A 13,691-nucleotide genomic window follows, 5' to 3' on the forward strand; every position below is an offset into this window, starting at 1 on the left:
GGTTGCGATTGGCCCTGACGTCGGTTTCAGCAGTACCAAGCCAGCCGTGGCTGACACGGCGCGCAAGGGAGGAAAGACATGCTTAGGAAAAAGACCAACGGGGTTGCGAGACGCCCCCAGCGGACAAGTATCCTGTCCCAGGTCGGCGAGAAAACCGTCGATCGCCGCGCATTCCTGCGTGGCTCGGGCCTGACGATCGGCGGCCTTGCCGCGATCAGTGCCACGGGTGGAACCGTGACGCCAGCCAGTGCCCAGATAGCGGCCAATCAGGCCGTCGAAAACATCAAATCCGTATGCACCCACTGTTCGGTCGGCTGTACCGTCGTTGCCGAAGTACAGAACGGTGTCTGGGTCGGGCAGGAACCCGGCTGGGACAGCCCGTTCAATCTGGGTGCACACTGTGCCAAGGGGGCTTCGGTTCGCGAGCACGCCCATGGCGAGCGCCGCCTGAAATATCCGATGAAAAAGGAAGGCGGCGAGTGGAAGCGCATCAGCTGGGAAGAGGCGATCAACGAGATCGGCGACGGCATGATGTCGATCCGCGAAGAATCCGGGCCCGACAGCGTGTATTGGCTGGGCTCAGCGAAACACAATAACGAACAGGCCTATCTGTTCCGCAAATTCGCTGCCTACTGGGGCACGAACAACGTGGATCATCAGGCCCGTATCTGCCACTCGACCACTGTTGCGGGTGTTGCGAATACATGGGGCTACGGCGCCATGACCAATTCGTATAACGACATCCACAACTCGCGCGCCATCTTCATCATCGGCGGCAACCCGGCCGAGGCGCACCCTGTCTCTCTGCTGCACGTTCTGCGCGCGAAAGAGCAGAACAACGCACCGCTCATCGTCTGCGACCCGCGATTTACGCGCACCGCGGCCCATGCGGATGAGTATGTCCGTTTCCGCCCGGGTACAGACGTTGCGCTGATCTGGGGTATCCTGTGGCACATCTTCGACAATGGTTGGGAGGATAAAGAGTTCATCCGCACCCGTGTCTGGGGCATGGACCAGATTCAGGATGAGGTGGCCAAATGGACGCCTGAAGAAACAGAACGCGTCACAGGCGTGCCTGGTTCGCAACTGAAACGTGTTGCCCGAACAATGGCCAACAACCGCCCCGGCACGGTCATCTGGTGCATGGGCGGCACGCAGCACACCAACGGCAACAACAACACCCGCGCCTATTGTGTGCTTCAGCTTGCGCTGGGCAACATGGGTACCTCGGGTGGTGGTACCAATATCTTCCGCGGCCACGACAATGTGCAGGGCGCGACAGACCTTGGTGTATTGTCCCACACTCTGCCCGGCTATTACGGCCTGTCCGCGGGCGCATGGGGTCACTGGAGCCGCGTCTGGGGCGAAGACCTGGATTGGCTGAAGGGCCAGTTCGCCACGATCAAGGGCAAAGACGGCAAGGACAAACCGCTGATGAATGAAAGCGGTATCCCGGTATCCCGCTGGATCGATGGTGTTCTGGAAGACCCTGCGAACATGGATCAGGACAACAATGTCCGTGCCATGGTTCTGTGGGGTCATGCGCCGAACTCGCAAACGCGGGGTCCGGAAATGAAAACGGCAATGGAAAAGCTGGACATGCTGGTCGTGATTGACCCGTATCCCACTGTCTCGGCCGTTCTGCATGACCGCACCGATGGCGTCTACCTTTTGCCCGCCTGTACGCAGTTCGAAACCCGTGGCTCGGTCACGGCGTCAAACCGCTCGTTGCAGTGGCGTGACAAGGTGGTTGATCCGCTGTTCGAAAGCCTGCCGGACGAGGTCATCATGGCCAAGTTCGCCAATAAGTTCGGTTGGGCGGATCGCCTGTTCCGCAATATCGAGATGGAAGACCCCGAGACCCCGAATGTTGAAAGCATCACGCGTGAATTCAACTCAGGCCTCTGGACCATTGGATATACCGGGCAGTCGCCGGAGCGCTTGAAAAGCCATATGGCCAATCAGCACACGTTCGACCGAACCACGCTGCAAGCCATTGGTGGACCAAACGACGGCGAATATTATGGTCTGCCCTGGCCGTGCTGGGGAACCGCTGAGATGGGTCATACGGGGACTCCGAACCTCTATGACATGTCCAAACCGGTGGCCGAAGGCGGCCTGACCTTCCGCGCCAGGTTCGGAGTGGAACGCGATGGCGACAACCTGCTGGCCGAAGGGGTCTATAGCGTTGGATCAGAAATTCAGGACGGATACCCTGAATTCACGATGCAGATGCTGACGGACCTTGGCTGGGACGGTGACCTGACGGCTGAAGAACGCGCTGCAATCGATGCCGTTGCAGGCCCCGAGACCAACTGGAAAACCGACCTTTCGGGCGGTATCCAGCGGGTGGCGATCAAGCATGGCTGTGCGCCCTTCGGGAACGCCAAGGCCCGCGCGGTCGTCTGGACCTTCCCGGATCCGATCCCACTGCATCGCGAGCCGCTTTATACGAACCGGCGTGATCTGGTGGTGGACTATCCAACCTACGAAGACCGGCACGCCTATCGCCTGCCCACCCTTTATGCTTCGATCCAAAAGAACGACTTTTCAAAGGATTACCCGATAATCCTGACGTCAGGTCGTCTGGTTGAATATGAAGGCGGCGGCGAGGAAAGCCGGTCTAACCCATGGCTTGCTGAACTTCAGCAGGACATGTTCGTCGAGATCAATCCGCGCGATGCCAACAACCTTGGCATTCGGGACGGGCAACAGGTCTGGGTCGAAGGTCCGGAAGGCGGTAAGGTCAAGGTGATGGCGATGCTGACCAATCGGGTCGGTGCCGGTGTCGCCTTCATGCCTTTCCACTTTGGCGGCCATTTCCAGGGCGAGGACTTGCGGCACAAATACCCCGCCGGTGCTGACCCCTATGTTCTGGGCGAAAGTTCCAACACCGCCCAGACTTATGGCTATGATTCAGTGACCCAGATGCAGGAGACCAAGTGTACTCTCTGCAAGATCTCGGCAGCGTAAGGAGGACGATTAATGGCTAGAGCAAAGTTTCTCTGCGACGCTGAACGCTGCATCGAATGCAACGCCTGCGTAACCGCGTGCAAGAACGAGCATGAGGTACCCTGGGGTATCAACCGCCGCAGGGTGGTGACGATCAATGACGGCAATCCGGGCGAACGCTCGATCTCGGTGGCCTGTATGCATTGTTCGGATGCGCCCTGCATGGCGGTGTGCCCGGTCGACTGCTTCTATCAGAACGAAGAAGGTGTTGTCCTGCACTCCAAGGACCTGTGCATCGGTTGCGGCTATTGCTTCTACGCGTGCCCGTTTGGCGCGCCGCAATACCCGCAGGCGGGCAATTTCGGTTCACGCGGCAAGATGGACAAATGCACCTTCTGCGCCGGTGGTCCCGAAGAAAACCACTCGACCGCAGAGTTCGCCAAATACGGTCGCAACCGGATCGCCGAGGGCAAACTGCCCATCTGCGCCGAGATGTGCTCCACCAAGGCCCTGCTTGCCGGTGACGGCGACGTGGTGTCGGCTGTTTACCGTGAACGCGTCGTGGCGCGCGGTTTCGGCTCGGGCGCCTGGGGCTGGGGTACTGCCTACGACCAGAAAGACGGCTAAGCCGCTGTCTGCACAAAGCAATGGACAACCCGCTCGGCGCGGGTTGTCCGATCTTGGAATTTGACCGAGGTTCAGATGCTCCGCTTTCTCATCGCTTTTCTGTTCACCCTTGGACTGACCTTTTCGGCAGCCGCCCAAACGACCGATGACAGCAACGCCACGCCTGAAAGGGCGGGAACCGGCGGAGCGACGACCCTTGAAGATATTCTCGCCCGGCAACGTGGTGAGCAGGTGGATAACGGATATCGCTCCGGCAATACCGGCCAGAGCAATGTCGAGGGTCTGATGGGTCAGCTTGGCACCCGTGGTGTCGCGTCGGACAGTGATGTATATCGTGCGTTGCGCTATGGCTCGGCCAATGTGACCGTATCGTCAAACGGCCCCGCTGCAAGCGTGTTGATACAGGATGGCGGCATGTGGTGGCTGAACTTCCGCAGCGGACCGCTGCGCGAATATGGCACTTACATCATCGCCGGGATGCTGGGCATCATTCTGCTGTTCTTCCTGATCCGTGGGAAAATCCGCATCGATGGAGAGAAAACGGGCCGCACGGTCACCCGTTTCAACGGGATTGAACGTTTTGGCCATTGGCTGTTTGCTGGATCGTTCCTGATCCTCGCCATTACTGGTTTGCTCACGCTCTATGGCCGCGACTTCCTGATCCCGATCTTCGGCAAGGAAGGTTTCGCCACCATCGCACAGGGCTGCAAGTGGCTGCATAATAATCTGGCCTGGGCTTTCATGCTGGGTCTGATCATTGTCACGGTGAACTGGATTGCTCATAACATCCCCAACCGCACTGACCTGAAATGGCTGGCCGCTGGCGGGGGCCTGTTCACCAAGGGCAACCACCCGCCCGCCTGGAAATTCAATGCGGGGCAAAAGATCATCTTCTGGGCCTGCATCCTGCTGGGCGTGTCGATCAGCCTTTCCGGCTTGTCACTGCTGTTCCCGTTTGAGATGCCCCTGTTCGCCAAGACCTTCTCGGTCGCAAACGCCACGGGTATTCCGCAGGCGCTGGGTCTGACCTTGCCGGTGCAGATGTCGCCGCAGGAAGAGATGCAATTCGCCCAAGTCTGGCATGTCATGATTGCCTATGTGTTCATCGCGATCATCGTCGCGCATATCTATCTCGGCTCGGTCGGGATGGAGGGCGCGTTTGACGCCATGGGAACCGGAGAGGTCGAAGAACAATGGGCGCGCGAGCATCACTCGCTCTGGCTGGAAGAGGTGCAGGAAAAAGAGGCTGGCAAAGCAGCCGCCTCACCCGCTGAATAGATGCGTGGGCTGGTTCTGGCGCTGGCGCTGGTGCCCCTGCCCGCCGTGGCAGAATTCTTCACACTGAAAGGGCATGGCGGCCCCATCATGGGCATCGCCACCGCGCCAGACGGTCGCATTGCAACAGCCAGTTTCGATAACTCTGTGGGTCTTTGGACCGGGCAAACGCCAAATTGGTTCGAAGGGCACGAGGCCGCCGTGAACGCAGTCGCGTTCAACGGCTCCGCTTTTTATTCTGCCGGGGACGATTTCACCCTGCGCAAGTGGCCCAGCGGTGAAATCATTGGCCGACACAAGGGCAAGATTGTTGGCCTTGCCGCGTCAGAAACCCTTATTGCCACGGCCAGCTGGGATGGAACAATCGGCCTGTGGCCTGTCGATGGCACAGAACCCGCGCGGCTTGGACCGACCGGCAGTGGCGTAAACGCGGTCGCATTCTCACCTGACGGCACGCAGCTTTTTTCGGCGGGCGTCGACGGCGCTTTGCGCTTATGGGATGTGTCCAGCGGGCAAGAAACAAGGCGTCTGGTCGAGCACGGGTTCGGCATCAACGAACTGGCGCTGAATGCACAGGACAACTGGCTCGCTTATGGTGCGGTAGACGGTGTCACACGTATCCTTGACCTTTCCAACGGTGAAGAGCGCGATTTCACTCTGGACCGCCGCCCGATCCTTGCCCTTGCGCTCAGCCCGGATCGGAAACTTTTGGCCGTAGGCGATGGCGAAGGGTATATTATGGTCATCGACACCGTCGATTGGCGCATTGCACAGGATTTTCGCGCCACGTTGCGCGGTCCGGTCTGGGCTTTGGCATTTTCCAAAGACGGTAAAAACATCCATGCGGGCGGACTTGACGAGGCGATGTACAGCTGGCCTGTGGACGCTCTGTCCGACCAACACCAGATGGCCTCGACAGAACCGAGTTTCCTGAAAAATCCTGATGAGATGGACAACGGGGAACGCCAGTTTGCGCGCAAATGTTCGATCTGTCACAGCCTGTCCTCCGATAACGCGCGACGTGCAGGCCCAACCCTGCACGGTGTATTTGGACGTCAGGCCGGCACGGTTCGTGGATATTTGTACTCGGATACATTGCAAGGCTCTGATATCATTTGGAATGACGAGACAATAAATGCCCTTTTCGACGAGGGGCCAGACCACTACATTCCGGGGTCGAAAATGCCGATGCAGCGAATTGCCGAAGCACAGGATCGCCAGGATCTTATCGCTTTTCTGCGTCGCGCAACAACTGACCGGAACTGAACCGGAGGAGCCCATGAAAGCCTTTCTTGCCGCCGTCGCCACGATGGTCGTTATTGCAGGCGCAGCCCCGTTTGTGCTGGAACAGATCGGGTTCAGCACCGCTGACACTACGTCCGGCATCGCCGTGCGCCTCGACTGAATGGCGCAATATCTGACCACCCGTGAACTGGCCGATCTGCTGCGCATTGGCGAGCGGAAGGCTTATGACCTTGCCTCGTCAGGCGAGGTGCCGTGTGTGCGCGCCATGGGCAAGCTGTTATTTCCGCGGGCCGAGATCATTGCCTGGCTCAACGCGTCGCGATCCGGCCCTCAGGTCGCAGAACCGCCCCTGCCCCCGATCATAGCAGGCAGCCACGATCCCTTGCTGGACTGGGCGCTGCGTGAAAGTGGGTCGGGGCTGGCCACCTATTACGACGGTTCTTTTGATGGTCTGATCAGGCTCAGTGAACGCAGTGCGCAGGGCGCTGTGTTACACATCCACGAAAATGGCGGATTCAACAAGGAATCCCTGCAAGACACTTTGGGCGAAGCCCCGGTGATCCTATACGAAGTCGCCCGACGTGAGCGTGGATTGCTTCTTGCCCCGGGCATATCCGACATCAATTCTTTTGACGACCTCAAGTCACGCGCCGTCATACTGCGTCAGGACAGTGCGGCAAGCCAGCGCCTGTTTGACGCCCAACTGGACGCCCACGGCCTGCGCCGGGATGATCTGGACATTCGACCCGGCTGCGCACGTACAGAAGAAGAGCTGGCGATCGCCCTGCATGACCGGAAGGCCGAGGCCGGTTTTGGGCTTGGCGCCCTAGCCGGTCTCTACAACTTGGGTTTTGTCCCCACTCATTCCGAGCGGCTGGATCTTGCCATCTGGCGTCGGGCCTTTTTCGATCCGCCGATACAGAAACTGCTAACCCTGTTGCGCTCGGGTCAGTTCGCCCAGCGGGCACGCGAGTTCGGCGGCTATGACCTGTCTGGTCTTGGCACGATCCACCACAATGGGGCCAGCGGGTGAAAATCCACCCGCGCCTTCATCTTTTCAAAAATACTCGCCCCGCAGGGGCTGGCCGCAGGCCAGCTTATTGCGCATTGGGGAAAAACACCTGCTGACCGTCCAGCCGGAAAGAGGCGATCGCCTCCTGCCCGTCCGGCCCGGTCAACCAGTCGATGAAACGCTGACCAGCGGCCGCCCGTACATGCGGATGCTTTTCAGGATTTACGAGGATCACACCATATTGGTTGAACAGACGCGGGTCGCCTTCGACCAGGATCTCAAGATTGCCTCTGTTACCAAAGGACAGCCACGTCGCCCGATCTGTCAGAGTGTACGCGTCCATGCCGCTGGCAACGTTCAGCGTCGCCCCCATACCTGAACCGGTTTCCCGATACCAACTGCCGGACGCGCCGGTTGGGTCCAGCCCCGCAGCCGACCAATGCCGCAGCTCGGCCTTGTGCGTTCCGCTGTCATCACCGCGCGACGCAAACGGGGCTTCAGCCTTTGCAATCGCTGTAAGAGCGCTCAGAATGTCGGCACCACCGCGAATTCCAGCGGGATCTGCCTTGGGGCCCACCAATACAAAATCGTTATACATCAGGTCCTTCCGCTCCACGCCATATCCATCAGCGACGAATTTCTCTTCGGCGGATTTGGCGTGAACCAGCAGAACGTCCCCGTCACCATTCACTGCGTTGCGGATTGCCTGACCGGTTCCTACAGCCACAACGCGTACGTCAATGCCCGACTCGGCCTCGAACCACGGCAGAATATAGTCCAACAGCCCCGAGTTCTGGGTGGATGTCGTAGACTGCACGACAATGAACGGTGTCTCTGCCAAGGCCGCATTTGCCGACAGACCAAAGGCTATCACCGCTGCCCGAAGTATTGCGCGGAACATCATTTTCTCCGTTTTATCTTTTAGGTAACCAATCCACCCGCGAGGTAGCGACGCGATGCTTCGCTTTCGGGGGTATCCAAAACCTGCTTTGCGGGGCCGTGTTCAACCACATGACCGCCCTGCATCATGACCACATCCGACGCCAAACGACGGGCCTGGCCAATATCATGTGTGACCATCACGATCCGTACACCCCGCGCCGAGGCGCGCAGAACCATACGTTCGATCATCTGTGTTGCGCCGGGATCAAGGGCGCTGGTCGGTTCGTCCAGAAACAGTGTTTCGGGCTCCAGCGCCAAGGCACGCAAAATGGCCAGCCTCTGGGCCTCGCCCCCTGAGAGCGACCGGGCAGATTGCCAGGCCTTCCCCTCCAGCCCGCCTTCGGCCAGCAACTCGATGATACGTGCCTTTCTCGCCGCTCGCCCCTTGCCCTGACGCTTGAGGACAAAGCCCAGGTTTGCAGCAACAGACCGTCGCAACAGAACCGGTCTCTGAAATACCATGGCTTGGCGCGTTTTCTGCGCGGCGCCCAGAGGGTTTCCGTCCTGCACCACCCGCCCGCGATCCGGCGAGATCAGGCCATGCAAGCACCGTAGCAACAGACTTTTTCCCGCACCGTTGGGGCCAAGAAGCAACGTCGGCCCCGGACCATCCAGAACCAATGAAGGAACATCCAGCAAAACCTTGCCGTTGCTGCGAATTTGCACTTTTTCAACCGTCAGACAGTTCGACATCTCGCAGATCACGTCACGCATGGCGCAACCCCTCCTGTTCGGCCCGCAAACTGACCGCGCTGACCATCGCGTTTACCGCAATTGCAATCCCGATCAGGATCGCCCCCAGCGCCAGTGCCAGCGACAGATTTCCCTTCGACGTTTCAAGCGCAATGGTTGTCGTCATCACGCGGGTCACATGATTGATGTTTCCGCCAACGATGATAACCGCGCCCACCTCGGCGATGGCGCGTCCGAAACCGGCAAGCAAGGCCGTGACCAGTGCCAGTCGAGCATCCCACAACAAAACCGGGACCGAGGCCAGCCGTGACACTCCCAAGGACCGCAGCTGTTCTGAATATTCCTCAGCCAACATTTCAACAACCTGGCGCGTCAGAGCCGCGACAATGGGAGTGACCAACACCACCTGCGCGATGATCATGGCGGTCGGAGTGTACAAAAGCTCAAGCACTCCCAAGGGACCCGAACGGGACAGCATCAGATAGACCAGCAGGCCTACGACAACCGGTGGAAACCCCATCAGTGCATTCATCAGGACGATCAGCATCCGGCGGCCGGGGAAACGGGCGACGGCCAACGCAGCCCCCACGGGCATTCCGATCAGAGCAGAAACCAGCACCGCAAAAACGGACACTTTCAGAGACAACAGCACAATTGCCCACAGCTCAGAATCTCCCCCAAGGATCAAGGCAATCGCAGCACTGAATTCTGTTGAAAATTCCTGCATTTTATTCCCTGCAATCCACCCTTCGTATAGATACGCGTAAGTTTACAGGGAAATACTACTTTATATCGGTGCCAAGTACAGACACAATTCCGACACCACGAATGCGAAACGCGGCCCCGATTGGGACCGCGTTTTTGACCTTCAAATTAACGGTTAGCGTCAGTTCAGAGCAGCATCCGTAATCTGGTGCGTCCAGGCCCCTTCAGGTGTCTTGGTGATCACCGGGTCAGAACCTCCGGCCAGCAGGGTACCAACGGTGCGATCAAAATCCGCCGGGTCCAGCGCGCCGTTCGAACCTGCGGTCAACTTGGCGATCTCACCCATCATGCGTTTCTGATGTTCTTCCGTCTGCGCACCCGTTGCATCGTTCTCCAGCACGATATCCGCTGCTTCGTCGGGGTTCTCCTCGGCGTATTTCCATCCTTTCATCGAGGCGCGAACAAACCGCTGCATCTTGTCGGTGAAGGCCGCATCGCTGAGATTTTCTTCCAGAACGTAAAGACCGTCTTCCAGCGTCGCGACACCCTGGTCTTCGTATTTGAAGGTCACCAGTTCATCTGGGCTGACACCGGCATCGATGACCTGCCAGTATTCATTGTAGGTCATGGTGCTGATGCAATCCGCCTGACGTTGCAGCAGCGGATCGACGTTGAAGCCCTGTTTCAGAACTTCCACACCGTTGTCGCCTTTCCCATCAGTGCTGATGCCCAACTGGCTCATCCAGCTCATGAACGGGAACTCATTGCCAAAGAACCAGACACCCAGCGTGCGGTTCTTCAGGTCCTCAGGCGACGAAATACCGGCATCTTTCCAGCAGGTCAGCATCATGCCCGAGCTTTTGAACGGCTGGGCGATGTTCACCAACGGCAACCCTTTTTCACGTGCGGCCAGAGCGGCAGGCATCCATTCAACGGTCACATCAGCACCGCCGCCCGCAATCACCTGTGTCGGAGCGATGTCAGGCCCACCGGGCAGAATGGTAACGTCCAGGCCTTCTTCCTCGTAAAAGCCCTTGTCCTTGGCAACGTAGTAGCCCGCGAATTGTGCTTGCGTGACCCATTTCAGTTGCAGTGTCACTTCATCCGCCGCCAGCGCCGTACTGGCTGCCAGACCAAAGGCGGCAACCGCCCCGCTGAATAGCTTGTTCATCTTCATTTCTCCTAGTTGCTTGTTGCGCCCCGATTTTCAGGGTCTGTTGATTTTCTTCGTCTTATCCGCGTTGTGAGGGGTGCCAGAACGTCACCACTTTTTCGATTCCCGCCACCAGGCCATAAAAGGCCGTACCCGCGATAGCGGCAACAACGATTTCGGCCCAGACCATGTCCAACGACAATTGACCGACGCTGGTGGAAATCCGAAATCCCATACCGAGCGTTGGCGATCCGAAGAATTCCGCCACGATGGCGCCAATCAAAGCCAAAGTTGTCGAAATCTTCAACCCGTTGAAAATGAAAGGCATCGCCGCGGGCAGCCGCAGCTTCAGAAAGCTCTGCCAATAGCTTGCAGCATAGGTTTCCATCAAGTCACGCTGCATTGCGGTGGCCTCGCGCAGACCGGCCACGGTGTTGACCAGCATCGGAAAGAACACCATCACAACGACCACCGCCGCTTTGGAATGCCAATCAAACCCGAACCACATGACCAGAATGGGTGCCGTCCCAACGATGGGCAAAGCCGCGACGAAATTCCCGACTGGCAACAGCCCCAAACGCAGGAAATCCCACCGATCGACGGCAATCGCCATAAGGAAGGCCGATCCACAGCCGATGACATATCCGCTGAGCGCCCCTTTCAGGATTGTCTGAACAAAGTCGGCCCAAAGAATGTCAAGGCTACCTGCAAATCGCACTGCTATGGCAGACGGTGCCGGCAGAATGACCAGCGGCACTTCAAGCCCACGGACCACCAGCTCCCAGGCTCCAACAATGGTCAGACCAAAAATCACCGGTGCCAGAAAGCGTACCATCTGGCTGTCGGCTTGCGGGCCACTGGCCAATCGGCTGTTCAACCACCAGCCGAAAGCCCACAGCAGCAAAGCAAAGACAACCAACATCATTGCGCCATCCCCATCCGCTTCAGAACCGACCGTTCAATCAATCCCAACAAACCGACCAGGCAGGCGGCCAGAATGGCCGCAGCAAACAGCGCTGACCATATCTGCACGGTTTGACCATAGTAACTGCCTGCCAGCAACCGAGCACCCAATCCTGCGACAGCGCCTGTCGGCAGCTCACCCACGATTGCGCCGACCAACGACGCCGCAATACCGATCTTCAACGAGGTGAACAGGTATGGCATCGACGCGGGCAGGCGCAGTTTCCAGAACCCCTGCGATTGGCTGGCATTATAAGTCCGCAACAGGTCAAGTTGCATCGCGTCAGGGCTGCGCAACCCTTTGACCATACCGACGACAACCGGGAAAAAGCTCAGATACGCTGATATGATCGCCTTAGGAATGATCCCCTGAACCCCGACCGAGTAAAGAACCACGATAATCATCGGAGCCAAAGCGATAATCGGGATCGTCTGGCTAACGATAGCCCATGGCATGACCGACAAATCCATCACGCGGCTATGCACGATCCCAACGGCCAACAAGACACCCAGCCCGGTCCCGATGACAAAGCCCAGCATCGTAGCGCTGAGTGTCACCCACCCATGAAAAATCAGCGATCTTTTCGAGTTGATTTTCTTCAGAACAGTTGTATCCCACAATTCAATCGCCACCTGATGAGGTGATGGCAAACGGGGCTTGCCTTGCTCCCAAGTTGCTGGAATCGCGAACGAATTATTCAGAACCAGACCGAACTCTCCCAGATCCCGGCGCGCACTTGCGGTGGGTGGCTGAACCTCGGCACCGCCACGTTCAAGCTCGGTCAAAACCCCTTTGATGTTCATCGGAACGCAAGCGACATACCAGAACAGAACGATCACGGCGACGACGGTGAAAACGGCAATGATCTGCTTCATGCATGCCACTCCATTCGATAGACGGGCACTGTATCCGGCGGTACGGGTGGTTCTTCGGCAGTTACCTCGAACCCTTCACGACGGTAAAACCTCTGCGCCGCCTGATTAGGTTTGTGCGTTGTCAGCCAAAGATGGGTCCGACCCTGCTTCGCCTTGGCAACGAAACGCTTGCCAATTCCCTGCCCCGTCCGGCTGCAATACAACGCACCGATTTTACACTGCGCCGGATCTATGGACATGTAGCAATCAACCGGATCACCCGCGACCCAGATCTCGCGACTGTCGAACGCTTTGTGGATCAGGGTCGCCAATTCCTCCACCGGCAATTCATCAGGCATCCAGTCCGTCTGCCAGGCCCAGTTGTAAATCACGCGGGCACAAGCCGGCACGTCACTTACCACGGCCCGTCTGATGGTTTCTGCCCCCGGATCAGTCGTCATAAGAATGCCCCGCCCGCAACCCGTCGCGAACACGATGGGCCACTTCGATGAATTCCGGAGTGTCACGAATGTCCAACGGCCGTTCCTTTGGCAGCGGGCTGTCGATCACATCCGTAATCCGCCCCGGCCGCGGGCTCATCACGACAATTTTGGTGCTCAGATATACGGCTTCTGGAATCGAATGCGTCACGAATCCGATGGTCTTTTCTGTTCTGGCCCAAAGCGCCAGAAGCTGCTCGTTCAAGTGGTCTCGCACAATCTCATCCAAAGCGCCGAACGGCTCATCCATCAACAAGATATCAGCATCAAAGGCCAAGGCCCGCGCGATGCTGGCGCGCTGCTGCATCCCACCGGATAACTGCCAGGGAAACTTTCCCCCAAATCCTTCAAGATCAACTAGTTCCAGGACTTTTCTCACCCGTTCCTCCTGCTCGGATGCGGAATAGCCCATGATCTCAAGCGGCAACTTGATGTTCTTTGCTATGGTGCGCCAGGGATAAAGGCCCGCTGCCTGAAAGACATACCCATAGGCCCTGTTCCGCCGTGCTTCGTCCGCTGTCATTCCGTTGACAGTCAGCGACCCGCCGGTCGGTGTCTCCAAGGCCGCGATACAGCGCAGGAAAGTGGTTTTCCCACAGCCCGAGGGGCCAATGAAACTAACAAATTCACCCTTGTCGATCGTCAGGTTCACGTCTTTCAACGCGTGAACAGGCCCGTCATTGGTTTGAAAGGTGAGGTCAAGCTGCCTTGCTTCGATGACGTGCTGGGTCGTGCTTTCAGTGGTCATTCTACTGCCTTGAAAAGAGTG

The 13,691-nt window shown here is 58.1% G+C and carries 14 protein-coding genes; 6 read left to right on the forward strand and 8 right to left on the reverse strand.

Annotated elements, in window-relative coordinates:
* The first annotated feature begins 78 nt into the window (after positions 1-78).
* The 6 genes from AC2FPW_RS05895 to AC2FPW_RS05920 all read left to right on the forward strand — a co-directional run bounded on the left by AC2FPW_RS05895 (position 79) and on the right by AC2FPW_RS05920 (position 7,132).
* Positions 79-2,973: a formate dehydrogenase subunit alpha gene (locus AC2FPW_RS05895; protein ID WP_496812849.1), complete on the forward strand. Its 2,895-nt coding sequence runs from the start codon at positions 79-81 to the stop codon at positions 2,971-2,973.
* Positions 2,974-2,985: 12 nt separating this feature from the next.
* Positions 2,986-3,579, forward strand: coding sequence for a formate dehydrogenase FDH3 subunit beta (fdh3B, locus tag AC2FPW_RS05900; protein WP_209504177.1), 594 nt, complete (start codon positions 2,986-2,988; stop codon positions 3,577-3,579).
* Between the two features lie 75 nt (positions 3,580-3,654).
* The gene (locus AC2FPW_RS05905; protein ID WP_496812850.1) at positions 3,655-4,857 is read left to right on the forward strand and encodes a formate dehydrogenase subunit gamma; all 1,203 of its coding nucleotides are present in this window, start codon (positions 3,655-3,657) and stop codon (positions 4,855-4,857) included.
* Complete coding sequence (locus AC2FPW_RS05910; protein WP_496812851.1) at positions 4,858-6,120, forward strand: c-type cytochrome; 1,263 nt, start codon at positions 4,858-4,860, stop codon at positions 6,118-6,120.
* Positions 6,121-6,133: 13 nt separating this feature from the next.
* Positions 6,134-6,259 (forward strand): hypothetical protein, encoded by a 126-nt coding sequence (locus AC2FPW_RS05915; RefSeq protein ID WP_267365569.1) that lies wholly within the window; start codon positions 6,134-6,136, stop codon positions 6,257-6,259.
* Positions 6,260-7,132: a substrate-binding domain-containing protein gene (locus AC2FPW_RS05920; protein WP_496812852.1), complete on the forward strand. Its 873-nt coding sequence runs from the start codon at positions 6,260-6,262 to the stop codon at positions 7,130-7,132.
* A gap of 64 nt (positions 7,133-7,196) precedes the next feature.
* Here the strand turns inward: AC2FPW_RS05920 and AC2FPW_RS05925 are convergent, their stop codons facing one another.
* From AC2FPW_RS05925 to AC2FPW_RS05960, 8 genes are all read right to left on the reverse strand, one after another.
* Positions 7,197-8,012: an ABC transporter substrate-binding protein gene (locus AC2FPW_RS05925; protein ID WP_496812853.1), complete on the reverse strand. Its 816-nt coding sequence runs from the start codon at positions 8,010-8,012 to the stop codon at positions 7,197-7,199.
* A gap of 20 nt (positions 8,013-8,032) precedes the next feature.
* On the reverse strand, positions 8,033-8,767 hold the full coding sequence (locus AC2FPW_RS05930) for an ATP-binding cassette domain-containing protein (RefSeq protein ID WP_496812854.1): 735 nt from the start codon (positions 8,765-8,767) through the stop codon (positions 8,033-8,035).
* Positions 8,760-9,473, reverse strand: coding sequence for an ABC transporter permease (locus AC2FPW_RS05935; protein WP_480565154.1), 714 nt, complete (start codon positions 9,471-9,473; stop codon positions 8,760-8,762). The genes AC2FPW_RS05930 and AC2FPW_RS05935 overlap by 8 nt, the downstream gene beginning before the upstream one ends.
* Positions 9,474-9,632: 159 nt before the next feature.
* Positions 9,633-10,622: an ABC transporter substrate-binding protein gene (locus AC2FPW_RS05940; RefSeq protein ID WP_480476654.1), complete on the reverse strand. Its 990-nt coding sequence runs from the start codon at positions 10,620-10,622 to the stop codon at positions 9,633-9,635.
* 61 nt (positions 10,623-10,683) lie between these two features.
* Entirely contained in the window at positions 10,684-11,529 is an 846-nt protein-coding gene (locus AC2FPW_RS05945; protein WP_267364134.1) for an ABC transporter permease, read from the reverse strand.
* Positions 11,526-12,443, reverse strand: coding sequence for an ABC transporter permease (locus tag AC2FPW_RS05950; RefSeq protein ID WP_480565157.1), 918 nt, complete (start codon positions 12,441-12,443; stop codon positions 11,526-11,528). The genes AC2FPW_RS05945 and AC2FPW_RS05950 overlap by 4 nt, the downstream gene beginning before the upstream one ends.
* Positions 12,440-12,883 carry a GNAT family N-acetyltransferase gene (locus AC2FPW_RS05955; RefSeq protein ID WP_496812855.1) on the reverse strand — a complete coding sequence of 148 codons (444 nt, stop codon included), beginning with the start codon at positions 12,881-12,883 and terminating at the stop codon, positions 12,440-12,442. The genes AC2FPW_RS05950 and AC2FPW_RS05955 overlap by 4 nt, the downstream gene beginning before the upstream one ends.
* Positions 12,873-13,670: an ABC transporter ATP-binding protein gene (locus tag AC2FPW_RS05960; protein ID WP_209595940.1), complete on the reverse strand. Its 798-nt coding sequence runs from the start codon at positions 13,668-13,670 to the stop codon at positions 12,873-12,875. The genes AC2FPW_RS05955 and AC2FPW_RS05960 overlap by 11 nt, the downstream gene beginning before the upstream one ends.
* Positions 13,671-13,691: the final 21 nt, after the last annotated feature.

The organism is Ruegeria sp. SATB027, assembly GCF_059613825.1.

Excerpts from the sequence above, each read along its gene's own strand:
- AC2FPW_RS05895 (WP_496812849.1), top strand. The coding sequence starts at position 79 with ATGCTTAGGAAAAAGACCAACGGGGTTGCGAGACGCCCCCAGCGGACA.
- fdh3B (WP_209504177.1), top strand. The coding sequence starts at position 2,986 with ATGGCTAGAGCAAAGTTTCTCTGCGACGCTGAACGCTGCATCGAATGC.
- AC2FPW_RS05905 (WP_496812850.1), top strand. The coding sequence starts at position 3,655 with ATGCTCCGCTTTCTCATCGCTTTTCTGTTCACCCTTGGACTGACCTTT.
- AC2FPW_RS05910 (WP_496812851.1), top strand. The coding sequence starts at position 4,858 with ATGCGTGGGCTGGTTCTGGCGCTGGCGCTGGTGCCCCTGCCCGCCGTG.
- AC2FPW_RS05915 (WP_267365569.1), top strand. The coding sequence starts at position 6,134 with ATGAAAGCCTTTCTTGCCGCCGTCGCCACGATGGTCGTTATTGCAGGC.
- AC2FPW_RS05920 (WP_496812852.1), top strand. The coding sequence starts at position 6,260 with ATGGCGCAATATCTGACCACCCGTGAACTGGCCGATCTGCTGCGCATT.
- AC2FPW_RS05925 (WP_496812853.1), bottom strand. The coding sequence starts at position 8,012 with ATGTTCCGCGCAATACTTCGGGCAGCGGTGATAGCCTTTGGTCTGTCG.
- AC2FPW_RS05930 (WP_496812854.1), bottom strand. The coding sequence starts at position 8,767 with ATGCGTGACGTGATCTGCGAGATGTCGAACTGTCTGACGGTTGAAAAA.
- AC2FPW_RS05935 (WP_480565154.1), bottom strand. The coding sequence starts at position 9,473 with ATGCAGGAATTTTCAACAGAATTCAGTGCTGCGATTGCCTTGATCCTT.
- AC2FPW_RS05940 (WP_480476654.1), bottom strand. The coding sequence starts at position 10,622 with ATGAACAAGCTATTCAGCGGGGCGGTTGCCGCCTTTGGTCTGGCAGCC.
- AC2FPW_RS05945 (WP_267364134.1), bottom strand. The coding sequence starts at position 11,529 with ATGATGTTGGTTGTCTTTGCTTTGCTGCTGTGGGCTTTCGGCTGGTGG.
- AC2FPW_RS05950 (WP_480565157.1), bottom strand. The coding sequence starts at position 12,443 with ATGAAGCAGATCATTGCCGTTTTCACCGTCGTCGCCGTGATCGTTCTG.
- AC2FPW_RS05955 (WP_496812855.1), bottom strand. The coding sequence starts at position 12,883 with ATGACGACTGATCCGGGGGCAGAAACCATCAGACGGGCCGTGGTAAGT.
- AC2FPW_RS05960 (WP_209595940.1), bottom strand. The coding sequence starts at position 13,670 with ATGACCACTGAAAGCACGACCCAGCACGTCATCGAAGCAAGGCAGCTT.